The sequence below is a fragment of the Klebsiella sp. w6 genome (assembly GCF_033100215.1).
GTDB classification, from domain to species: domain Bacteria; phylum Pseudomonadota; class Gammaproteobacteria; order Enterobacterales; family Enterobacteriaceae; genus Klebsiella; species Klebsiella variicola.
Genome location: NZ_CP136907.1, coordinates 3961992 through 3984925 on the forward strand (window position 1 = coordinate 3961992; position 22934 = coordinate 3984925).

20 protein-coding genes are annotated in these 22934 nt (G+C 58.1%); 13 read left to right on the plus strand and 7 right to left on the minus strand.

What is annotated here, in order from left to right; genetic code table 11:
• Positions 1-6: 6 nt before the first annotated feature.
• From kdpC to kdpE, 3 genes are read left to right on the plus strand one after another with little or no spacing between them, the layout of a single operon-like run.
• Positions 7-582 carry a potassium-transporting ATPase subunit KdpC gene (gene kdpC / locus R0140_RS19530; protein WP_032753886.1) on the plus strand — a complete coding sequence of 192 codons (576 nt, stop codon included), beginning with the start codon at positions 7-9 and terminating at the stop codon, positions 580-582.
• A complete protein-coding gene (gene kdpD / locus R0140_RS19535) occupies positions 583-3270 on the plus strand; it encodes a two-component system sensor histidine kinase KdpD (RefSeq protein ID WP_012542437.1) in 2688 nt (895 codons plus the stop codon). It begins immediately after the preceding gene.
• Positions 3267-3944: a two-component system response regulator KdpE gene (gene kdpE / locus R0140_RS19540; protein ID WP_002894776.1), complete on the plus strand. Its 678-nt coding sequence runs from the start codon at positions 3267-3269 to the stop codon at positions 3942-3944. Before kdpD ends, kdpE begins: the two co-directional genes overlap by 4 nt.
• Here kdpE and R0140_RS19545 read toward each other — a convergent pair.
• From R0140_RS19545 to seqA, 3 genes are read right to left on the minus strand one after another with little or no spacing between them, the layout of a single operon-like run.
• Positions 3926-4363: an arginine:ornithine antiporter gene (locus R0140_RS19545; RefSeq protein ID WP_317703878.1), complete on the minus strand. Its 438-nt coding sequence runs from the start codon at positions 4361-4363 to the stop codon at positions 3926-3928. The two genes, kdpE and R0140_RS19545, sit on opposite strands and share 19 nt — an antisense overlap.
• A 54-nt stretch (positions 4364-4417) precedes the next feature.
• Positions 4418-6058, minus strand: a complete 1641-nt coding sequence (gene pgm / locus R0140_RS19550; RefSeq protein ID WP_002894773.1) for a phosphoglucomutase (alpha-D-glucose-1,6-bisphosphate-dependent) — start codon at positions 6056-6058, stop codon at positions 4418-4420.
• Between the two features lie 32 nt (positions 6059-6090).
• Positions 6091-6639 (minus strand): replication initiation negative regulator SeqA, encoded by a 549-nt coding sequence (gene seqA / locus R0140_RS19555; RefSeq protein ID WP_012542439.1) that lies wholly within the window; start codon positions 6637-6639, stop codon positions 6091-6093.
• 183 nt (positions 6640-6822) lie between these two features.
• On the opposite strand from seqA, the gene ybfF reads away from it, so the two are divergent.
• From ybfF to R0140_RS19595, 8 genes are all read left to right on the plus strand, one after another.
• Positions 6823-7596: an esterase gene (gene ybfF, locus R0140_RS19560; RefSeq protein WP_012542440.1), complete on the plus strand. Its 774-nt coding sequence runs from the start codon at positions 6823-6825 to the stop codon at positions 7594-7596.
• Between the two features lie 133 nt (positions 7597-7729).
• Positions 7730-8023, plus strand: a complete 294-nt coding sequence (ybfE, locus tag R0140_RS19565; protein WP_012542441.1) for a LexA regulated protein — start codon at positions 7730-7732, stop codon at positions 8021-8023.
• Positions 8024-8174: 151 nt separating this feature from the next.
• The gene (gene fldA / locus R0140_RS19570; protein ID WP_002894765.1) at positions 8175-8705 is read left to right on the plus strand and encodes a flavodoxin FldA; all 531 of its coding nucleotides are present in this window, start codon (positions 8175-8177) and stop codon (positions 8703-8705) included.
• A 291-nt stretch (positions 8706-8996) separates the two neighbouring features.
• Positions 8997-9449, plus strand: a complete 453-nt coding sequence (gene fur, locus R0140_RS19575; RefSeq protein WP_002894761.1) for a ferric iron uptake transcriptional regulator — start codon at positions 8997-8999, stop codon at positions 9447-9449.
• 127 nt (positions 9450-9576) lie between these two features.
• A complete protein-coding gene (gene tcuR, locus R0140_RS19580; RefSeq protein ID WP_008805663.1) occupies positions 9577-10503 on the plus strand; it encodes a tricarballylate utilization LysR family transcriptional regulator TcuR in 927 nt (308 codons plus the stop codon).
• Positions 10504-10600: 97 nt separating this feature from the next.
• Positions 10601-12004, plus strand: a complete 1404-nt coding sequence (gene tcuA / locus R0140_RS19585) for an FAD-dependent tricarballylate dehydrogenase TcuA (protein ID WP_022065690.1) — start codon at positions 10601-10603, stop codon at positions 12002-12004.
• Positions 11991-13130, plus strand: a complete 1140-nt coding sequence (gene tcuB, locus R0140_RS19590; RefSeq protein WP_023322236.1) for a tricarballylate utilization 4Fe-4S protein TcuB — start codon at positions 11991-11993, stop codon at positions 13128-13130. Before tcuA ends, tcuB begins: the two co-directional genes overlap by 14 nt.
• Before the next feature lie 55 nt (positions 13131-13185).
• On the plus strand, positions 13186-14481 hold the full coding sequence (locus R0140_RS19595; RefSeq protein ID WP_032753883.1) for an MFS transporter: 1296 nt from the start codon (positions 13186-13188) through the stop codon (positions 14479-14481).
• A 51-nt stretch (positions 14482-14532) separates the two neighbouring features.
• Here the strand turns inward: R0140_RS19595 and chiQ are convergent, their stop codons facing one another.
• From chiQ to nagE, 4 genes are all read right to left on the minus strand, one after another.
• On the minus strand, positions 14533-14865 hold the full coding sequence (gene chiQ, locus R0140_RS19600) for a ChiQ/YbfN family lipoprotein (protein WP_008805659.1): 333 nt from the start codon (positions 14863-14865) through the stop codon (positions 14533-14535).
• 47 nt (positions 14866-14912) lie between these two features.
• A complete protein-coding gene (gene chiP / locus R0140_RS19605; RefSeq protein WP_008805658.1) occupies positions 14913-16316 on the minus strand; it encodes a chitoporin ChiP in 1404 nt (467 codons plus the stop codon).
• A 436-nt stretch (positions 16317-16752) separates the two neighbouring features.
• Positions 16753-18420 carry a glutamine--tRNA ligase gene (gene glnS / locus R0140_RS19615; RefSeq protein ID WP_012542445.1) on the minus strand — a complete coding sequence of 556 codons (1668 nt, stop codon included), beginning with the start codon at positions 18418-18420 and terminating at the stop codon, positions 16753-16755.
• Positions 18421-18598: 178 nt separating this feature from the next.
• Positions 18599-20554, minus strand: a complete 1956-nt coding sequence (gene nagE / locus R0140_RS19620; RefSeq protein WP_032739321.1) for a PTS N-acetyl glucosamine transporter subunit IIABC — start codon at positions 20552-20554, stop codon at positions 18599-18601.
• 315 nt (positions 20555-20869) lie between these two features.
• On the opposite strand from nagE, the gene nagB reads away from it, so the two are divergent.
• Both nagB and nagA read left to right on the plus strand, forming a co-directional pair.
• Positions 20870-21670, plus strand: a complete 801-nt coding sequence (gene nagB / locus R0140_RS19625) for a glucosamine-6-phosphate deaminase (RefSeq protein ID WP_012542446.1) — start codon at positions 20870-20872, stop codon at positions 21668-21670.
• A gap of 113 nt (positions 21671-21783) precedes the next feature.
• Positions 21784-22932 carry an N-acetylglucosamine-6-phosphate deacetylase gene (nagA, locus tag R0140_RS19630; protein ID WP_012542447.1) on the plus strand — a complete coding sequence of 383 codons (1149 nt, stop codon included), beginning with the start codon at positions 21784-21786 and terminating at the stop codon, positions 22930-22932.
• The last annotated feature ends 2 nt before the right edge of the window (positions 22933-22934 follow it).

Sequence of the window (22934 nt, forward strand, 5' to 3'; positions counted from 1 at the left end):
AAAACTATGTCATTGATTCGTCCAGCACTTGTGCTATTTATTCTGTTAACGCTGCTCACCGGCGGCGTCTATCCTCTGCTGACCACCAGCCTGGGACAATGGTGGTTTCACTCACAGGCCAACGGCTCGCTGATCCGCCTGAACGGTGAGGTGCGCGGCTCCGGACTGCTTGGCCAGAACTTTACTGCCGCAGGCTATTTCCAGGGCCGCCCGTCGGCCACCGCTGAGACGGCGGATAATCCCATGGCGTCAGGCGGCAGCAACCTTGCCGCCAGCAACCCGGCGCTGGATAAAGCGGTGAGCGAGCGCGTACAGGCCCTGCGCGCCGCGAACCCGGACGCCGACCCGCGGGTGCCGGTCGAGCTGGTCACCACCTCGGCGAGCGGTCTCGATAACAACCTGACCCCGGCCGCCGCGCTGTGGCAGGTCCCCCGGGTGGCTAAAGCGCGTCAGCTGAGCGTTGAGCAGGTAAGCCAGCTGGTGAACCAGGCCACACAAACCCCGCTGCTGAGCTTCCTTGGTCAGCCGGAGGTCAATATACTGCAACTCAATATGGCGCTGGATGCCCTGAAGGATAAGTAAATGAGTGACGAGCCGCTGCGCCCGGACCCTGACCGCCTGCTGCAGCACACCGCCGCCCCGCATCGCGGCAAACTGAAAGTGTTCTTCGGCGCCTGCGCCGGGGTGGGGAAAACCTGGGCGATGCTGGCGGAAGCGCAGCGGCTGCGCGCCCAGGGGCTGGATATTCTGATTGGCGTGGCGGAGACCCACGGCCGAAAAGAGACCGCTGCGATGCTGGAGGGCCTGAGCACCCTGCCGCCGCGGCGGCTCGCTCATCGCGGGCGGTACGTGTATGAGTTCGATCTCGACGCCGCCCTCGCCCGCCGTCCGGCACTGATTCTGGTGGATGAGCTGGCGCACAGCAATGCGCCCGGCTCCCGCCATCCGAAGCGCTGGCAGGATGTGGATGAACTGCTGGAGGCCGGAATTGATGTCTTTACCACCGTCAACGTCCAGCATCTGGAAAGCCTGAACGACGTCGTCAGCGGGATCACCGGCGTGCAGGTGCGGGAGACCGTTCCCGACCCCTTCTTTGACGCCGCGGACGACGTGGTGCTGGTGGACCTCCCCCCTGACGATCTGCGCCAGCGGCTCAATGAGGGCAAAGTCTATATCGGCGGCCAGGCCGAGCGCGCCATCGAAAACTTTTTCCGCAAGGGAAACCTGATTGCGCTGCGTGAACTGGCTCTGCGCCGCACCGCTGACCGCGTCGATGAGCAGATGCGCGCCTGGCGCGACCGCCAGGGCCAGGAGAAAGTCTGGCACACCCGCGATGCGATCCTGCTCTGTATCGGGCACAACACCGGCAGCGAAAAGCTGGTACGCGCCGCCGCCCGGCTCGCCGCCCGCCTGGGCAGCGTCTGGCATGCAGTGTATGTCGAGACCCCTTCCCTGCACCGGCTGCCGGAAGCCCGGCGGCGGGCTATTCTCGCCGCGCTGCGTCTGGCCCAGGAGCTGGGCGCCGAAACCGCCACCCTCTCCGACCCGTCGGAAGAGAAAGCGGTCCTCCATTACGCCCGCGAGCATAACCTCGGCAAAATCGTCATCGGCCGCCAGCGCAAACGCCGCTGGTGGGATCGCAGCGGCTTCGCCGACCGTCTGGCTCGCCATGCGCCGGACCTCGATCTGGTGGTGATCGCCCTCGATGAAAAACCGTCCCCTCTCCCTGCGCGGGCCAACGACAGCCGTACGGCGCTGGAAAAGTGGCGCCTGCAGCTGCAGGGCTGCGCGGTGGCGGTGGCGCTATGCGCCATCATCACCCTGGTGGCCATGCAGTGGTTGATGGCCTTCGAAGCCGCCAACCTGGTGATGCTCTATCTGCTGGGGGTGGTGATCATCGCCCTGGTCTATGGCCGCTGGCCGTCGGTGCTGGCGACGGTGATCAACGTTATCAGCTTCGATCTGTTTTTTGTCGCCCCGCGCGGGACGCTGGCGGTGTCAGATGTCCAGTATCTGCTCACCTTCGGCGTGATGCTCACTGTGGGCCTGCTTATCGGTAACCTCACCGCTGGCGTACGCTACCAGGCGCGGGTGGCGCGCTACCGTGAACGCCGTACCCGCCACCTGTATGAGATGTCTAAAGCACTGGCGGTGGGTCGTAGCCAGCAGGATATCGCCACCACCAGCGAGCGCTTCATCGCCTCCACCTTTCAGGCCCGCAGCCAGTTGCTGCTGCCGGACGCCCAGGGAAAACTGCTGCCCTTAACCCACCAGCCAGGGCTGACCCCATGGGATGACGCCATCGCCCGCTGGAGCTTTGATAAGGGGCAGCCTGCCGGCGCCGGCACCGATACCCTGCCCGGCGTGCCGTACCAAATTTTACCGCTGAAGAGCGCCGCCCGCACCTGGGGGCTATTGGTGGTGGAGCCGGAGAATCTGCGCCAGCTGATGATCCCGGAGCAGCAGCGGTTGCTGGAGACCTTTACCCTGCTGGTGGCCAGCGCCCTGGAGCGCCTCACCCTGACCGCCAGCGAAGAGCAGGCCCGGCTGACCAGCGAGCGGGAAAGCCTGCGTAACTCGCTGCTCGCCGCCCTGTCGCACGATCTGCGTACTCCGCTGACCGTGCTGTTTGGCCAGGCGGAAATTCTGACCCTCGATCTGGCCAGCGAAGGTTCAAAGCATGCTCCGCAGGCCAACGAAATTCGCCAGCATGTACTCAACACCACCCGACTGGTGAACAACCTGCTGGATATGGCGCGGATCCAGTCCGGCGGCTTTAATCTGCATAAGGAGTGGCTGACGCTGGAGGAAGTGGTCGGCAGCGCGCTGCGCATGCTCGAACCGAGCCTCGGCGGCCAGCACATTCAGTTGGATCTCCCCGATCCCCTCCAGCTGGTGCATGTCGACGGGCCGCTGTTCGAGCGGGTGCTGATCAACCTGCTGGAAAATGCCCATAAGTATGCCGGCGCCCGGGCGAACATCGGCATCCGCGCCGAAGCGGACGCCCGGCAGCTGTCGCTGGAGGTATGGGATAACGGTCCGGGGATCCCGGCAGGCCAGGAACAGGCTATCTTTGATAAATTCGCCCGCGGCAACAAAGAGTCGGCGATCCCTGGCGTCGGGCTGGGCCTTGCCATCTGTCAGGCCATCGTCGACGTTCACGGCGGGACCATCTCCGCCAGCAACCGGCCCGAGGGCGGTGCCTCATTCCGTGTTACACTGCCGGGAGAAACGCCCCCTGAACTGGAAGAGCTACCTGAGGAATTGTGATTAACGTTCTGATTATCGAAGACGAACACGCTATCCGACGCTTTCTGCGCACCGCGCTGGAAGCCGACGGCATGCGCGTATTTGAAGCGGAAACCCTGCAGCGTGGGCTGATTGAAGCCGCTACCCGTAAGCCCGACCTCGCGATCCTCGATCTGGGCCTGCCGGATGGTGACGGCATTGATTTTATTCGCGACCTGCGTCAGTGGAGCCAGATGCCGATTATCGTCCTGTCAGCGCGTAGCGAAGAGCATGACAAAATTGCCGCCCTGGATGCCGGCGCCGATGACTACTTAAGTAAACCCTTTGGCATCGGCGAGCTACAGGCTCGCCTGCGCGTCGCGCTGCGTCGCCACGGCGCGGCGCAGGCCGATGAGCCAGTGGTGCGCTTCGCTGACCTGGAGGTCAATATCCCCGCCCGCCGCATCCTGCGCGGCAGCGAAGAGATCCACCTGACGCCCATCGAGTTTCGCCTGCTGGCGGCGCTGTTGAATAATCCCGGCAAAGTGCTTACCCAGCGCCAGTTGCTGAATCAGGTGTGGGGGCCTAACGCCGTGGAGCACAGCCACTATCTGCGGATCTATATGGGTCATTTGCGACAAAAGCTGGAGGCCGATCCGGCACGGCCGCAGCATTTGCTGACTGAAACCGGCATTGGCTATCGCTTTATGCCCTGAGCCCCGCCTCTGCAGTACCAGAGGCTGGCGATTTTCAGCCCTTCAGAGAGCAGCAGAAAACCGGCCAGGATCGCTACATGCATGACGCCGGCAGCCTGAATCAGCCACAGACCCAGCGACAGCGAAGGCTGCATAAACACCAGTCTGAGCGGCGCCTGCCCCCAGGCCAGCCACAGCGCATAGCGGCTCTGACGGAAAAAGAGGATCATCGATAGCGGGATGCTGATAATCAGCAGAACATTCAGCGGATACAGCCAGACCGCCCCAAAGCCGTAAGTATGCAGCAGCTGGAGATAAGCCAGCAGGTCGTCGTAAAAAGGGAGGCGGCGGTGGGCAATATTCCACCATAAGAATTGCAGGACGAAAAAGAGATCCATCCACGCCCAGAATAAAAACAGGGACTTCCGTTGTATTTTCATCGCTATCCTTGCGAAAAAAATCAGGCCCACAAGGGGCCTGATGTTTGGCTGCGGTTACGCGTTCTTCAGCACTTCGCTGACAATCTCTACCGCTTCTTTTTCAATCAGCTTGCGATGCTCTTCGCCGAGGAAGCTTTCGCAGTAGATCTTGTAGGCGTCTTCGGTGCCTGACGGACGCGCCGCGAACCAGCCGTTGTCGGTCATCACCTTCAGGCCGCCAATCGCCGCCCCGTTGCCCGGCGCCGCGGTCAGACGAGCAGTGATCGGATCGCCCGCCAGGGTGTCGGCGCTGACCATTTCCGGAGAGAGCTTGGACAGCGCCGCTTTTTGCGCGGAGGTTGCGGAAGCCTGCAGACGGTTGTAGCTCGGCGCACCGAAGCGTTCGGCCAGTTCGTTATAATGCTCCTGCGGGTTTTTCCCGGTCACCGCGGTGATTTCCGCCGCCAGCAGGCACATGATGATGCCGTCTTTATCGGTGGACCATGGCGTGCCGTCAAAGCGCAGGAAGGAGGCCCCGGCGCTCTCTTCGCCGCCGAAGCCGAAGCTGCCGTCGAACAGGCCGTCGACAAACCATTTAAAGCCCACCGGCACTTCCACCAGCTTGCGGCCCAGATCGTTCACCACGCGGTCAATCATCGCGGAGGAGACCAGCGTTTTACCCACCGCCACCTCTTTGCCCCACTGCGGACGATGCTGGAACAGGTAGTTGATCGCTACCGCCAGGTAATGGTTCGGGTTCATCAACCCGGCTGGGGTGACAATCCCGTGGCGGTCGTAATCCGGATCGTTAGCAAACGCCAGATCGAACTTATCGCGCAGCGCCAGCAGGCCCGCCATCGCACACTCTGAGGAGCAGTCCATACGGATGGCGCCGTCTTTATCGAGGTGCATAAAGCGGAAGGTCTGGTCAACCTGATCGTTCACAATGGTCAGATTGAGCTTGTAGTGTTCGCCAATGCGTTTCCAGTATTCGATACCGGACCCGCCCAGCGGATCGACGCCCAGCGTCAGGCCCGCTTTCTGGATCGCCGCCATGTCGACGATGTCCGCCAGCCCTTCAATGAACGGCTGCACCAGATCCTGTTCTTTAACGTGACCAGAAGCCAGCGCCGCGTCCAGAGAAATGCGTTTCACGCCCTGCAGGCCCGCGGCCAGCAGTTCGTTGGCGCGGTTCTCCACCACTTTGGTGACGTTGGTATCAGCCGGGCCGCCGTTTGGCGGATTGTACTTGATACCACCATCTTCCGGCGGGTTGTGTGACGGGGTGATCACAATGCCGTCCGCCAGCGGACCGCCTTTTTTGTTATGCACCAGAATCGCGTTGGAGACTGCCGGCGTCGGAGTGAAGCCGTTGTTTTCCTGCACGATCACGTCAACGCCGTTGGCGGTTAACACTTCCAGCACCGAAATAAACGCCGGCTCGGAGAGAGCGTGGGTATCTTTGCCGACATAGCACGGACCGGTGATCCCGTTCTTCGCACGATCTTCCGCAATGGCCTGGGCGATGGCCAGGATATGCGGTTCGTTGAAGTTGTGGCGCGCCGCGCTACCGCGATGGCCAGAGGTGCCGAATTTTACCGCATGCTCCGCATTACCGACTTCAGGCTTCAGCACGTAGTACTGAGCAGTCAGTTGGGCGACGTTAATCAAATCACTCTGTTGCGCAGGCTGCCCCGCACGTTTATCGATTGCCATTGCCTGATCCTTCTGGTGCAAATGTTAAAAAGCTAGATCGTGCCGCAAACCTTTTCAATCAGCTCCGCAGGGAACTGCATCGACTGCATGATGTGCTCAATCATGCTGCATTTACGGCCGGTATTGGTATTAGTGATAACCCACCACGGTGTACCAGGAACCTGTTTTGGTTTGGTCTGATTACCGCTTTTCAGCAGCGTACGCGCATCTTCTGCAAAGTAGACGCGCGTGCGGCCATGCAGAGACTCAGTCGCCTCGGCAAATGCTTTATTGTCCAGAGAATAGAGGGTCGTCAACACCAGCATGAAACGGTTCACCGCACGCTTCTGCTCGGCGTATTCATCAGATAACAACAGCTCGCGCATGGCGCGGACTTTATCTTTCGCCGGGTTAGCGGGTTTCACCTCCACGGCAGGCGCTGGCGCCAGTGCCGGCGCGGCTTTGCTGACCGGTGTAGCCGGTTGGGAAACGGCGGAAAATTTCAGCATGCGCCGTAAAATGTCGGATGCGCTCTCGCCGATATGCAGAGTGTGGCTGGCAATATAGCGATAGAGTTCATCATCAACTTCAATTGTTTTCATCTTAATCCAGTGCGATATCTTTTCTGAATACAAATCGTTGGGATTATAAGTACAAATCCCAACCGCGGATAGCGTCAAACCAGGATGGCGGTAAAACTCAGAAAACTTCTGGGTCTTGCAGCCGGATGGCAGAATGTCCAACATAATACCCTAACCCGACGGAGCGAAAAAAAGAACTTTGCCATGAAATTAAATAGCCGAGCGCAATCTGCACAGAATCCGCACAACCACTCCCCGATCGTGCTGGTCCACGGTCTGTTTGGCAGCCTGGACAACCTGGGCATCCTCGCCCGCGACCTGATCGCCGACCACGATATTGTGCAGGTCGATATGCGCAACCACGGTTTGTCGCCGCGATCGCCAGAGATGACCTACCCCGCCATGGCGCAGGATCTGCTTGATACGCTTGACGCGCACCAGATCGAGCGCGCCACCTTTATCGGCCATTCGATGGGCGGGAAAGCGGTGATGGCGTTGACCGCCCTGGCGCCGGAACGCATCAGCGGGCTGGTGGCGATCGATATCGCGCCGGTGGATTATCATGTGCGCCGCCATGATGAGATCTTCGCCGCTATCCGCGCCGTCAGCGAATCCTCCGCCAGCAGTCGCCAGCAGGCGGCGCAGGTGATGCGTGAGCATCTGCGGGAAGAGGGCGTGATTCAGTTCCTGCTGAAATCTTTTGTCGACGGCGAATGGCGCTTTAACGTGCCGGTGCTGTGGGACCAGTACCCGCATATCGTCGGCTGGGAAACCATTCCGGCCTGGCCGCACCCGACGCAGTTTATTCCCGGCGGCAACTCGCCCTATGTGACCGACGCCTACCGCGACGCGCTGCTGGCGCAGTTCCCGCAGGCCCGGGCGCACGTCATCGCCGGCGCCGGACACTGGGTGCATGCCGAGAAACCCGAGGCGGTGTTACGCGCCATCCGCCGCTATCTGACGAGCATCGCCGCCTGATTGGCTAAAATATGCCCGACCGCGCCGCAGAATGCCCGCGGTCGTTGGCGCAGCCGTTCGCCTGATGTATGATGGCGCGCTATCTGCGCCGGCTAGAGCCCGGCAGCTTGTTTCCCCGAAGTCACTCAGAATCATGGCAAAAGAACAAACGGACCGTACGACATTAGATTTGTTCGCAAACGAGCGTCGCCCGGGAAGACCGAAAACCAATCCGCTGTCGCGCGATGAACAACTGCGCATCAACAAACGTAACCAGCTGAAACGCGATAAGGTTCGCGGGCTGAAGCGCGTCGAGTTAAAACTCAACGCCGACGCGGTCGATGCGCTCAATGAACTGGCGGAAGCGCGTAATATGAGCCGCAGCGATCTCATTGAAGAGATGCTGATGACCCAATTGCGCGCCCTGCACAGCCAGGGAAAAGTCTAACTTTCCGCGAAAAATCCGCATTCGTGTAGCAGAGTGTGCAGTCGGGCGTGATTGCTGTTTCCGCGCCCTTGCCTGTTCTGCTATGATTGCCGTTATCTATGGGCATCGCGTCCCTACCACATCATTTAAGTTTCAAGAGGTTATTTTACTCATGGCAATCATCGGCATCTTTTTTGGCAGCGACACCGGCAACACCGAAAATATTGCAAAAATGATTCAAAAGCAGCTTGGTAAAGATGTTGCTGATGTTCACGACATTGCCAAAAGCAGCAAAGAAGACCTGGAAGCCCACGACATTCTGCTGCTCGGTATCCCGACCTGGTACTACGGCGAAGCGCAGTGTGACTGGGACGACTTCTTCCCGACGCTGGAAGAGATCGACTTCAATGGTAAACTGGTGGCGCTGTTCGGCTGTGGCGACCAGGAAGACTACGCAGAATACTTCTGTGACGCGCTGGGCACCATCCGCGACATCATTGAGCCGCGCGGCGCGACCATCGTCGGTCACTGGCCGACAGCCGGGTATCATTTTGAGGCCTCCAAAGGCCTGGCGGATGACGACCACTTCGTCGGCCTCGCCATTGATGAAGACCGCCAGCCGGAGCTGACCAACGAGCGCGTTGAGAAATGGGTGAAGCAGGTTGCCGAAGAGCTGCACCTCGAAGAAATCAAAAACGCCTGATGATTAAGCGGCGCAATCATTGAGTTGCGTCGCATTAATAGACAAAAGCAATCAAACTAATAGCTACAAGTTTTTAACTTTTAATCACATATCTGTACAATGTCCTCTGATTCTACGAGGCACGTGACGCAGTTTGTAGCTGGTGCCTCGTTTTTGACAGCAAACCAGGCCTGATGCTTGCAGTTTTCATTTACCAGTGGCAGTTCTATAATGAGACGCATTACGTCGGGTTAATTTCTGTATGACTTCCGTTGAAGGAAGTAGATCGTTTAGCAACAGGACAGATTCCGCATGACTGACAACAATACCGCATTAAAGAAGGCTGGCCTGAAAGTCACACTTCCTCGACTGAAAATCCTTGAAGTGCTGCAGGAACCGGATAACCATCATGTCAGTGCGGAAGACTTATATAAACGCCTGATCGACATGGGCGAAGAGATCGGTCTGGCGACCGTTTACCGCGTACTCAACCAGTTTGATGATGCCGGTATCGTGACTCGTCATAATTTTGAAGGCGGTAAATCCGTTTTCGAACTGACCCAGCAGCATCACCACGATCACCTGATTTGCCTCGACTGCGGCAAAGTGATCGAATTCAGCGATGACTCGATCGAATTACGCCAGCGTGAAATTGCCTCCCGCCACGGCATCCGCCTGACCAACCACAGTCTGTATCTGTACGGTCATTGTGCGGAAGGTGATTGCCGCGAGGACGAACACGCCCACGACGCGGTGGAAAAATAATTCCCCGCTTCGCTGAGACTGAAAAGCCAACCTGCCGGTTGGCTTTTTTATGGGCGCCTCTGCTGCCCTTACCGCTCTCGTCCCACAGGTGACCTTCCCGCGTCCCCGTTTTGTCCGGAGAGTTGATATGGAACTTCGCCAGCTACGCTATTTTGTGCGCATTGTTGAAACCGGCAGCATGGGGCGCGCCGCGCTTGATCTTAATATCGGCGTCTCGGCGCTCAGCCAGCAGATCGCACGCCTGGAAAACGAACTGGCCATTCGCCTGCTGCAGCGGACCTCCCGCGGGGTCACGCCCACCAGCGCGGGTCTCGCTTTCTACTCGCAGGCACAGCTGGCGCTGCGCCATGCCGATGATGCCATCCTCGCCGCCCGCGAGGCGCGCCTGTCAGGCCACGTTAGCGTCGGCATGGCCCCCAGCACCGCCTCCGTTCTCGGCGTCCCGTTCATCAATGCGATGCGCGAAAGCTATCCCGACGTGCGCCTGCATTTGGTGGAAAGCCTCTCCGGTAATCTGGAGCGGATGATCAACACCCGCCAGCTCGATTTAGCTATCGTTTTCCAGCAGGAAAAGATCCTGCGCTGGAGCGCCAGACCGGTGCTGGAAGAACGCCTGTTCCTGATTGGCACCCATGCGCTGTTGGCCCCCCTGCAGGAGGACCACATCTCCCCTGACCAGCTCACCTCCCTGCCGTTGATTATGCCAAGCCAGGGCCATGGCCTGCGCGGCAGGCTGGAGGCAGTTTGCCAGCAGCATCATCTCAGCGTTGAGGTGGTGGCGGACATTGACGGTCTGGCCCTGCTGATGCAGGCCGTGCGCAGCGGACTGGGGGCCACCCTGCAGCCCGGGGCCGCCATCTCCCACCTCGACCATCAGGCGCTGAGGGTGATCGACGTCGTCAACCCGATACTCAGTCGCCCCAACTTTCTGGTCAGTCTGTCTGATGATGAACTCACTCCGGCAGGCCTTGCGGCTCGAGTGATACTCAGCAAAGTCATGCGCCAGCTGGTGGAGTCTGACCGCTGGCCGGGTGCTACCCTTTACGCTCACTAAACCCCTCTTTAGCATTACACCATAGCGCCTCACCGCTGTTACCACCTACATTCCCATTACAAATTTAACAATTAATTAAATTGTAAGGGAGCCGATAATGGTGGATGTACTGGTGATTGGCGGCGGCAATGCCGCGCTATGCGCCGCCTTAACCGCCCGGGAAGCTGGCGCCTCGGTGCTGCTGCTGGAGGCGGCGCCGCGGGAGTGGCGCGGCGGCAACTCGCAGCACACGCGTAACCTGCGCTGTATGCACGATGCGCCGCAGGACGTGCTGGTCGACAGCTACCCGGAAGAAGAGTACTGGCAGGATCTGCTGCGCGTCACCGAGGGGAATACCAACGAAGCGCTGGCCCGAATGGTGATCCGCACCTCGTCACAATGCCGGGACTGGATGCGCCAGCACGGCGTGAACTTTCAGCCACCGCTCTCCGGCGCCCTGCACGTGGCCCGCACCAACGCCTTTTTTATGGGCGGCGGCAAAGCGCTGGTCAATGCCTATTACCGCAGCGCGGAGCAAATGGGGGTGCAGATCCGCTACAACACACCGGTGCAGGCTCTCGAGCTGCGCAACGGCGAATTTGTCGCCGCGCTGGCGGGCGAGGAACGGATTGTTGCAAAAAGCTGCGTCCTCGCCGCCGGCGGATTTGAATCCAACCGCGAATGGCTGCGCGAGGCCTGGGGGCAAAATGACCGCGGTGAATGGCCCGCCGATAACTTTCTCATCCGCGGCACCCGCTTCAACCAGGGAGTGCTGCTTAAGTTTATGATCGACGCCGGGGCCGATATTATCGGCGATCCCTCGCAGTCCCACTGCGTCGCCATTGACGCCCGGGCGCCGCTCTACGATGGCGGGATCTGTACCCGCGTCGACTGCGTGTCGCTGGGGGTAGTGGTCAACCGCGATGCCGACCGTTTTTACGATGAAGGAGAAGATTTCTGGCCCAAACGCTATGCCATCTGGGGCCGGCTGGTCGCCCACCAGCCCGGGCAAATCGGCTACTCGATCATCGACAGCAAAGCCATCGGCCACTTTATGCCGCCCGTCTTTCCCGGCGCTCAGGCCAACACCCTTCCCGAGCTGGCCCGCCAGCTCGGCCTGGACAGCGAACGCTTTACGCAAACCATCGCCGACTATAATGCCGCCTGCGCGCCAGGCCAGTTCGATCATACCCGCCTGGATAACTGCGCCACCGCCGGCCTGACGCCGCCAAAGACCCACTGGGCGCGGCCTATCGATACGCCGCCTTACTACGGCTATGCCTTACGTCCGGGGATCACCTTCACCTACCTCGGGCTCTACGTCGACGACACCGCCGCCGTCCACTTCGCCGGTAAACCCAGCCGCAACCTGTTTGTCGCCGGGGAAATGATGGCTGGCAACGTGCTGGGCAAAGGCTATACCGCCGGCGTCGGGATGTCGATCGGCACCACCTTCGGCCGCATTGCCGGCCAGCAAGCCGCCCGGGCGGCACAGCAGGAGAAACACCATGAAGTCGCTTGAGAAGCTGATCATTGAGGCGCAGATCATCACCGAGCCGGAGGCGGAAGTGGAAAGGGTGATGCAGGTATGTAACGCCTGCCGCTACTGCGAAGGGTTTTGCGCCGTATTCCCGGCGATGACCCAGCGCCTGGCCTTTGGCAAAGCAGATATTAACTATCTGGCTAACCTGTGTCATAACTGCGGCGCCTGCCTGCACGCCTGTCAGTACGCGCCGCCGCACGAATTCGCGATTAACGTGCCGAAGGCGATGGCCGAAGTTCGGCTGGAAACTTATCAGCATTACGCCCAGCCCGCCGCCTTTGGCAGCCTGTACCGCCGGGCTGGCGTGACCACCGTACTGGCGCTGGTCGGCGGACTGATTTTCTTTCTGCTGCTGGCGATGGGGCTCAAAGGCTCGCTGCTTCATCCGCCGCTGGCGGGCGATTTCTATCAGATATTCCCGCATAACCTGCTGGCGTGGATGTTTGGCTCGGTCTTCGTGCTGGCCTTTGGCTTGCTGATGACCGGGGTGATCCGCTTCTGGCGCGAGATCTCCCCGGGCCAGCCGCACGCGGTTGATATCGCCAAGGCCTCACAGGATGCGTTGACGCTGAAATATCTCGATGGCGGGCATGGCAAAGGCTGCAACGAAGCCGATGACGCCTTCACGCTGATGCGCCGCCGTTTCCACCACTTCACCTTCTACGGCTTTATGCTCTGCTTCGCCGCCACCGTGGTGGCCACGGGCTATCACTATTTCGCCGACCGGGAAGCTCCCTACCCGTTCTTCAGCGTCCCGGTGCTGCTGGGGACCCTTGGCGGCATCGGCCTGCTGGTGGGGCCGGCTGGCCTGCTGTGGCTAAACCTGCGCCGGTCGCCGTTGCACGGCGATGCACGACAAAAACCGATGGACCGCGGCTTTATCCTGCTACTGCTGCTGACCAGCTTCACCGGCCTGGCGCTGCTGGCGGGACGGGATACCTCATGGATGGGTATTTTGCTCGCTGTTCACCTCGGGGTGGTAATGGCCCTGTTCTTAACCCTTCCCTACGGAAAATTTGCCCACGGATTTTATCGCTGTGCGGCGCTACTCAAGTGGGCAATTGAGAAGCGGCGCGGAAAACAGGCGGCAGTCGCAGGCGACTAACCCGCTCCCTCTTACCTCTATAAAAACAAGATAAAGACAATGGAGAGCACACCCTATGACGCAACAATCCACGCGCGCCGGCACCGTCGGCGCTATCCTCCGCGTGACCAGCGGTAATTTTCTCGAACAGTTCGACTTTTTCCTGTTTGGCTTTTATGCCACCTATATCGCCCGCACCTTCTTTCCGGCGGAGAGCGAGTTCGCAGCGCTGATGCTGACCTTTGCGGTGTTTGGTTCGGGCTTCCTGATGCGCCCCATCGGCGCGGTGGTCCTCGGCGCCTATATCGACAGAATCGGGCGCCGCAAAGGGCTGATGGTCACCCTGGCGATCATGGGCTGCGGGACGCTACTCATCGCCCTGGTACCTGGCTATCAGACCATCGGCGTGCTGGCGCCGATCCTCGTGTTAGTGGGCCGCTTGCTGCAGGGGTTTTCCGCGGGCGTCGAGCTTGGCGGGGTGTCGGTCTATCTGTCGGAAATCGCCACGCCGGGCAATAAAGGCTTCTATACCAGTTGGCAGTCCGCCAGCCAGCAGGTGGCTATCGTCATGGCGGCGTTGATTGGCTATGCGCTGAACGCCACGCTTGAGCATGAGGAGATCGCCGACTGGGGCTGGCGCATCCCTTTCTTCATTGGCTGTCTGATTATTCCGCTGATTTTCGTGCTGCGCCGCTCGCTGCAGGAAACAGAGGAATTCCTGCAGCGTAAACACCGCCCGGATACCAAGGAGATCCTGACCACCATCGTCAGGAACTGGCGCATTATTAGCGCGGGGACATTACTGGTGGCGATGACCACCACCACCTTTTATTTTATCACCGTCTATACGCCGACCTACGGCAGAGCGGTGCTACACCTCAGCGCTCGCGACAGCCTGCTGGTGACCATGCTGGTGGGCATCTCCAACTTTATCTGGTTACCGATTGGCGGGGCGATCTCTGACCGGATCGGTCGTCGCCCGGTGCTGATGGGCATTACCGTGCTGGCGCTGCTCACCACCTGGCCGGTGATGCACTGGCTCACCGCCGCGCCCGATTTTACGCGTATGACGCTGGTCCTGCTGTGGTTCTCGTTCTTTTTTGGCATGTATAACGGCGCGATGGTGGCGGCGCTCACCGAAGTGATGCCGGTGTACGTCCGCACTGTGGGATTCTCTCTGGCCTTTAGTCTCGCTACTGCCATTTTCGGCGGCCTGACGCCGGCTATCTCTACCGCCCTGGTCGAGCTCACCGGCGATAAAAGCGCGCCGGGCTGGTGGCTAATGTGCGCCGCGCTGTGCGGGTTCATTGCCACCGCGCTGCTGTTCGTGCGGCTGAGCCGAGGCTATCAGCCGGCGGAGAGTCAGCGCTAAAAAAACAAACGGGCGGAGGTATGCTCCGCCCGTTTGCCGCTAACGTCTGATTTAATGGGTCGTATTATTGCTGCGGATCTCCTTCCAGATCTGGTCGCAGCGCGCTTTCACCGCCTGATCGTTGCCGGTGCGGGTGGCCTGAATACACTGTTGGTAATCCAGGACGCGAACGCTCTCCTGATTGGCAAATTGCTGGTGCTGTTTATCCTCTTTCAGTACATTCAGTACGCTCTGACAGGCTTCAATCTTGTCCGGATTCCCCTCCGCCGTATTAATACAGGCGCTATAGGCATCTTTGAGTTTGGTGTCTTCTTTCGGTGCCGGCGACGTGGCGCAGGCCACCAGACCCGAGGCCATCATGGCAATAAGCAGCATTTTTTTCATTGTCGTTCTCACAGAGGTGCGGCAGGCTCACGCCCGCCGCGCAGGCATCAGAAAATAGTGAACGGGGCGATAACCATGAACTTCACGTCGCGCTCATCCTGGAAGATGTTGCCGTAGCCGCCGCTCCAGCTCGGAATATCGGAATGGTTGTCGTACTGGGTAAAGTGCAGTTTGAACAGGGTGCCCTTCGCCCGACCTTCCTGCACGGTATACAACGCATCCAGGCTGTAAGCCGATTCTTTCAGGCGATAGTCAGGGTCATAGTACGCATCCGGAGAGGACATTCTTCCCGGCTTCGCATCCCAGGCGTAGACATAAGACGCGCCAAACGCCCAGCCAGGCATATCCCAGTTTTTCATGTCATACATCGCGCCGAAGAAGACCGCTTTTTCGCCGTTGGCGTTAAAGTCGGAGCGGTTATCCCACCAGATATCGAGCCGACCGTTGGAAGAGGCATAGGTCGGCGTCATACGCTGCAGGAAGTAGCCCTGCTGGCCATCGGCCTTCACCCAGGTGCCTTCCAGACGCAGATCCAGCACATCCGCCACTTTATAGCCGAAGGTTAACGCCTGCAGCCATGCGGTGCCGTCATAGATGTCATTGACCCCGCCGTTGCTGACCTTATCGCGGGTGCCGTAGAACTGGTAGCTGGTGCTCAGCGGCGCGCCGGCGACGTCAAATTTGTAGCTGGCTTTAGCAAAGTACTGATCGATATAGCCCTGAGCCTGACCAAATGCCGCCTCCAGCACCAGGTCGTTTTTGAAATCATATTTGGCGCCGACGGAGTGGAGATAATCAACTTTGGTTTTCTTGTCGTTCTGATAGAAATCGTCCATCTCGATATGCCATGGCGCTTTATACTCGTTCGTCCACATATAGGAAAAACTTAACGCGCCCGCCGTGCCATAGTCGAAGTTAGCCCCGGCCTCCGCCCCCTGATAGGTACCTGGCATAAAGCTCCAGTGCGGGGCCAGCAGAGTCTGGCCGGTTGGCTGGATATAGCCCGCACGTGCCCACGCCGGACCGTATTTGAATTTCGCGGCGGCTTTATACAGGCTGATACCGCTCTTATCGCCGGAGTAGTCTTCGTCATAGGCTTTGTTGCGCGATGAGAAGGCAATTTCGTTCGGGTGGCCGCTATCGCCGTTCTCGGCCATTTCAATCGCGGTAAATGCAGCAATATCAAGGCCAAACATATCGGCAGCATAGCCGGACTGGAAGTCCAGGTTAGCGTTCCAGGTGGAGTGGGAAAGGTTGGTTTTATATTTGTCGCCGTCGGTGACATCTTTACGGTCACGCTCACGCTGCCAGTAATAGATACCGCCGGTTAAGGTTGAATCATCGATAAAGCCTGCTGCGCTGGCCTGCGGAACCACAACCCAGCCCGACATCGCGGTGACGGCGGCAATAGCCAGCGCCAGCGTACTACGTTTGCCACTAAACGTACGCATGTGCATATCCTCTTTGACGTTTTAAAAGGCGAAGACCAACGGTCATTCGCTAAAAAAATAAATAAAACTGCAAAATGTGGGGCGGTGAAAAAGGCCGCGAAACCACTGTAGATAGACTATTTTTCGTGACGCGAATTATCAATGTTTTTCGTGAGGCAAAGCTTAAGATTATGACAAAGCGCACATAATTTATGTCTTTTTGTTACAGTCTTATCCCTGATAATTTTGTCATGGAAGTCATTGCAAAATCAGGGAAAAATAGAAGAACTGAAAGCGATTACATTGGTTTTTTGTATATGACAGGAAACATCAGAAGCGCTATTTATTACCGCGCAGTAACAGGATTAATTCGCATCGCGAAAATGAAAAGTTTAATTGGCTGATTCTGAAACAAAAAAAAGCGCCGCAAGGTGCGACGCTTTTACGAGAGGGAAATTTATTCGCCGACTTTCGCCCAGGTATCACGCAGCCCGACAGTGCGGTTGAACACCAGACTGGAGGCGTTTGCATAGCGACTGTCGAGGCAGAAGTAACCTTCACGCTCAAACTGGTAAGCTTTGCCTGCTTCGGCCTGCGCCAGGCTCGGCTCCGCATATCCCTGCTTAATCACCAGCGAATCCGGGTTGATTACCGCGAGGAAATCTTCCTCCGCCCCCGGGTTTGGTACGCTGAACAGGCGATCGTAGAGACGGATCTCCACCGGCAGCGCATGCGCCGCACTCACCCAGTGGATCACGCCTTTGACCTTGCGACCGTCGGCCGGATCTTTACTCAGGGTATCGGCATCGTAGGTGCAGAAAATAGTGGTGATATTGCCTTCGGCATCTTTCTCCACGCGTTCCGCTTTGATCACGTAGGCATTGCGCAGACGCACTTCTTTACCCAGCACCAGACGCTTGTACTGTTTGTTGGCTTCTTCACGGAAGTCAGCGCGATCGATCCAGATTTCGGCGCTGAACGGCACTTCACGACTGCCCATTTCCGGCTTGTTCGGATGGTTCGGCATCGCCACCATTTCGCTTTCGCCCTGCGGATAGTTCTCGATAACCAGTTTCACCGGATCGATCACCGCCATCGCGCGCGGGGCGTTTTCATTCAGATCTTCACGAATGCAGGACTCCAGCGATGCCATCTCGATGGTGTTGTCCTGCTTGGTCACGCCGATGCGCTTGCAGAACTCGCGGATGGATTCAGCGGTGTAGCCACGGCGACGCAGACCAGAGATGGTCGGCATACGCGGGTCATCCCAGCCTTCCACGTGCTTCTCGGTCACCAGCTGGTTCAGCTTACGCTTGGACATCACGGTGTATTCGAGATTCAGGCGCGAGAATTCGTACTGACGCGGGTGAACCGGAATGCTGATGTTGTCGAGCACCCAGTCGTACAGGCGGCGGTTGTCCTGGAACTCCAGGGTACACAGCGAGTGGGTGATGCCTTCCAGCGCATCGCTGATGCAGTGGGTGAAGTCATACATCGGGTAGATGCACCACTTGTTGCCGGTCTGATGATGCTCAGCGAACTTAATGCGGTACAGCACCGGATCGCGCATCACGATGAACGGCGATGCCATATCGATCTTCGCGCGCAGGCAGGCTTTACCCTCTTCGAAGCCGCCGCTGCGCATTTTTTCAAACAGCGCCAGGTTTTCTTCCACGCTGCGGTCGCGATACGGGCTGTTTTTACCCGGCGCTTTCAGGGTGCCGCGGTATTCGCGAATTTCATCAGGAGAGAGTTCATCAACATAGGCCAGACCTTTGTTGATCAGCTCAACCGCATACTGATGCAGCTGATCAAAGTAATCAGACGAGTAGCAAACGTCCCCGGACCAGTGGAAACCTAACCACTGCACGTCGTTTTTAATCGACTCCACGTATTCGATATCTTCTTTCACCGGGTTGGTGTCATCGAAACGCAGGTTGCATTGACCCTGATAATCCTGCGCGATGCCGAAGTTCAGGCAGATGGATTTCGCATGGCCAATGTGCAGATAACCGTTCGGCTCCGGCGGGAAGCGAGTGTGAACGGTGGTATGTTTACCGGTAGCCAGATCTTCATCAATGATCTGACGGATAAAGTTAGTCGGGCGGGCTTCTGCCTCACTCATCACGGGTTCCTCAAAGCGTAAACAACGTATAACGGCACATGATCTTACAAGCAGGACGTAGTGACAACTATTAGTTACGTAAAATAGGTATCAGAAGAGGATTATGGGGCCGATTGCTGGAAAAAAAAGCGGCGAAGGTTTCCCTTCGCCGCTGAGGCATAAACTCGACTCAGGAGCCTTACTTGCCTTTAATCTCATACAGCGGCGTCTGGCCGGCAACGACCTTACCGCTCGCCAGTATCACCAGCGCGCTGTAGTCATCGCTATTGCTGCAGACGACCGGGCTAATCATTGAGCGCGCGTTGGCGTTGAGGAAGTCCAGATCCATTTCCAGGATCGGCTCACCGGCCTTCACGTCCGTGCCCTCTTCAACCAAACGTTTGAAGCCCTTGCCTTCCAGCGCCACGGTGTCGATCCCCATGTGGACGACGATTTCCGCGCCGTTGTTGGTTTCGAGGCAGAACGCGTGGTTAGTGTTGAAAATTTTCACCACAGTACCCGCCGCTGGCGCGACAACGATGTTGCTGGTCGGTTTCACCGCGATACCGTCGCCGACGGCTTTGCTGGCGAAGGCTTCGTCCGGCACCTGTTCGAGCGCCACCACGTCACCGGTAATCGGCGAAACCAGCGACTCAACGGTCTTCGCATTCGCTACCGCCTGCGGTTTAGCCGCTGGCGCTGCGGTGGCGACTTTGCCAGCCGGTGCGGCTGCTGCTGCCGCTACCGGGCCGCGGGTAACCACTTTTTTCATCTCATCGCCGATAGATTCTGCTTTCGCACCGACGATAACCTGGATGGTTTGCTTATTCAGTTTCACCACCCCGGACGCGCCGAGACGTTTACAGGCCGCGTCGTTCACTTTCGCCGAATCGCCCACGGTCAGACGCAGACGGGTGATACAGGCGTCAATGGCTTTCAGGTTGTCGGTTCCGCCCACCGCGGCGATATAGCTGGTCGCCAGCTGGGTCAGGCCCTCTTCAGTGTTGCTGTTGGCTTCTTCCGTTACCACGTCAGCGGCTTTGTCTTCACGACCCGGCGTTTTCAGGTTGAACATGCGGATCACCGCGCTGAACAGCAGGAAGTAGACGAAGAAGAACACCACGCCCATCACCAGCAGCATCCAGACGTTTTTGCTGGCCGCAGGCAGGCTGTACATCAGCACATAGTCAATTGCACCTGCGGAGAAGGAGAAGCCCGCGTGGATCCCCAGCGCTGTTGCGATGAACAGGCTGATACCGGTCAGCACCGCGTGCAGGAGGTACAGCAGCGGAGCCAGGAACATGAACAGGAATTCCAGCGGCTCGGTTACCCCGGTCAGGAACGCGGTGATGGCTACGGACAGCAGCATACCGCCGACCATCGGACGACGCGCTTTCGGCGCCGCCAGATACATCGCCAGCGCCGCACCCGGCAGACCAAACATCATGATCGGGTAGAAGCCGGACATGAACATCCCCGCGGTGCCGTCGCCGGCGTAGAAGCGGTTGATGTCGCCGTGGAACACAGCGCCAGCGGCGTTAGTGAACTCACCAATCTGGAACCAGGCGATGGTGTTCAGCACCTGATGCAGACCGGTTGGGATCAGCAGACGGTTGATGAAACCAAAGATACCGGAACCGAGCGCCCCTGCGGAGACGATCCATTCGCCACCAGAGTGGATAGCGTGTTGCACCGGCGGCCAGACGTAGCCGAAGATCGCGGCGAGGATCAGACAGAAGAAGCCGGTGGCGATCGGCACGAAGCGTTTGCCGCCGAAGAAACTCAGGAAGTCCGGCAGCTTGATGCCGGCCCAGCGGTTGTACACCGCCCCTGCCACCAGACCGGTAATGATACCGGCCAGCACGCCCATGTTAATTTCCGGGTTGATGGTGACCATCGCTTTGGTCATCACGAAATACCCTACTGCGCCGGCCAGCGCCGCAGAACCCGCGTTATCCTTGGACCAGCTTGATGCCACACCAATTGCGAAGATCAGCGCCAGATTATCGAAGATCGCCCCACCCGCTTGCGCGATGAAGGGTACATTCAACAGGTCTGGTTGCCCGAAACGCAGCAGCAATGCCGCGACCGGCAGCACTGCGATAGGGAGCTGCAACGCCCTACCCAGTCGCTGAAAGAAACCTAAAATATTCATCTTATTCCCCCTATGAGACCCCGATGAGGCTCATTTTCAAAGCCACTTTTTTATTGTGTAACAAGGTCGGTTTTATCACTTACCGGCAAAGTGTGTGAAAAATTAATTCGTATCGCAAATTAAACGGGTATTTTTTGTGATAATTATCACCAAATATCGTATTCCCCCCTCCCTTTCACTGGCTAACATCGAAAACTTATTTTATCATTCAAAAAATCAACACGGATTGACCCCGGTCGGCGCAGTTGCTGCAATACTCTCCTCAGAGTGCTGGCGCCAATCCGCCAGAATCTACTTTAACTATAGAGGTGAAGAATGAGACTGATCCCCCTGGTAACCGCTGAGCAGGTCGGTAAATGGGCTGCCCGCCACATCGTTAACCGTATTAATGCATTCAAACCGACCGCGGACCGCCCGTTCGTGCTGGGTCTGCCTACCGGTGGCACTCCGCTGACCGCCTACAAAGCGCTGGTTGAAATGCATAAAGCAGGCCAGGTTAGCTTCAAACACGTCGTCACCTTTAATATGGATGAATATGTCGGCCTGCCAAAAGAGCATCCGGAAAGCTATCATAGCTTCATGCACCGTAATTTCTTTGACCACGTTGATATTCCGGCAGAAAATATCAACCTGCTGAATGGTAACGCGCCGGACATCGATGCGGAATGCCGTCGCTATGAAGAAAAAATTCGTTCCTACGGTAAAATCCACCTGTTCATGGGCGGTGTAGGCAACGATGGTCACATCGCGTTCAACGAACCGGCCTCTTCTCTGGCGTCCCGCACCCGTATTAAGACCCTGACCCATGACACCCGTGTGGCGAACTCCCGCTTCTTCGATGGTGATGTGGATCTGGTGCCGAAATACGCGTTGACCGTGGGCGTAGGCACCCTGCTGGATGCAGAAGAAGTGATGATTCTGGTGCTGGGTCATCAGAAAGCGCTGGCGCTGCAGGCGGCGGTAGAAGGTAACGTCAACCATATGTGGACCATTACCTGCCTGCAGCTGCATCCGAAGGCGGTGATTGTCTGCGACGAGCCGTCCACCATGGAGCTGAAAGTGAAAACCCTGAAATATTTCAACGAATTAGAAGCTGAAAATATTAAAGGTCTGTAATGTAGTCGTGTCCCGCCACTTGCGCGGGACCCTCTTTTTCTTTGTATGCATCATCATGCCGGCGGCAAATGAACGATCGCTGACCTGATGGGGCGTATATACCGGGGGTCGTAATGTATGCATTAACCCAGGGCCGGGTTTATACCGGTCATGAAATTCTCGATGACCATGCGGTTGTTATCGCCGATGGCCTAATCGAACGTCTCTGTCCGCTGGCGGATTTGCCGTCTGACATGGAGCAGCGCTCGGTCAACGGCGCAATAATTGCCCCCGGTTTTATCGACGTTCAGCTCAATGGCTGCGGCGGCGTGCAGTTTAACGACAGCCCAGAGGCGGTCACCGTTGAAACGCTGGAGATCATGCAGAAGGCGAACGAACGTTCAGGCTGCACCAGCTTCCTGCCGACGCTGATTACCTCCAGTGACGATCTGATGAAGCAAGGTATCCGCGTCATGCGCGAATACCTGCAAAAACACCCGAATCAGGCGCTGGGTCTGCATCTTGAAGGGCCGTGGCTGAATATCGTCAAGAAAGGCACCCACAACCCGGACTACGTGCGTAAACCGGACGCCGCGCTGGTCGATTTCCTCTGCGATAACGCCGATGTGATCACCAAGGTGACCCTCGCCCCTGAGCGCGTTGAGCCGGAAGTGATCCGCAAGCTGGTTGCCGCCGGGATCGTCGTCTCCGCCGGCCACTCCAACGCCACGCTGAAAGAGGCGAAAGTCGGCTTCCGCGCCGGCATTACCTTCGCCACTCACCTGTATAACGCGATGCCGTATATTACCGGACGCGAACCGGGTCTGGCCGGGGCGATTTTTGACGAGCCGGATGTCTACTGCGGTATTATTGTCGACGGGATGCATGTCGATTATGCCAACGTACGTAACGCCAAGCGCCTGAAAGGCGACAAACTGTGTCTGGTCACCGACGCCACCGCGCCGGCGGGGGCGAATATTGACCAGTTCATTTTTGCCGGGAAAACAATATACTACCGCAATGGACTGTGCGTAGATGAAAACGGCACGCTCAGCGGCTCCTCCCTGACCATGATTGAAGGGGTGCGTAATCTGGTGGAGCATTGCGGCGTGGCACTGGACGAAGTATTGCGGATGGCGACGCTCTATCCCGCGCGCGCTATCGGTGTGGACAAGCAGCTCGGCAGCATTGCGCCGGGCATGGTCGCTAACCTGACCGCCTTTACACGCGATTATAAAATCACCAAGACCATCGTTAATGGTAACGAGGTCGTCACTGAGTAAGT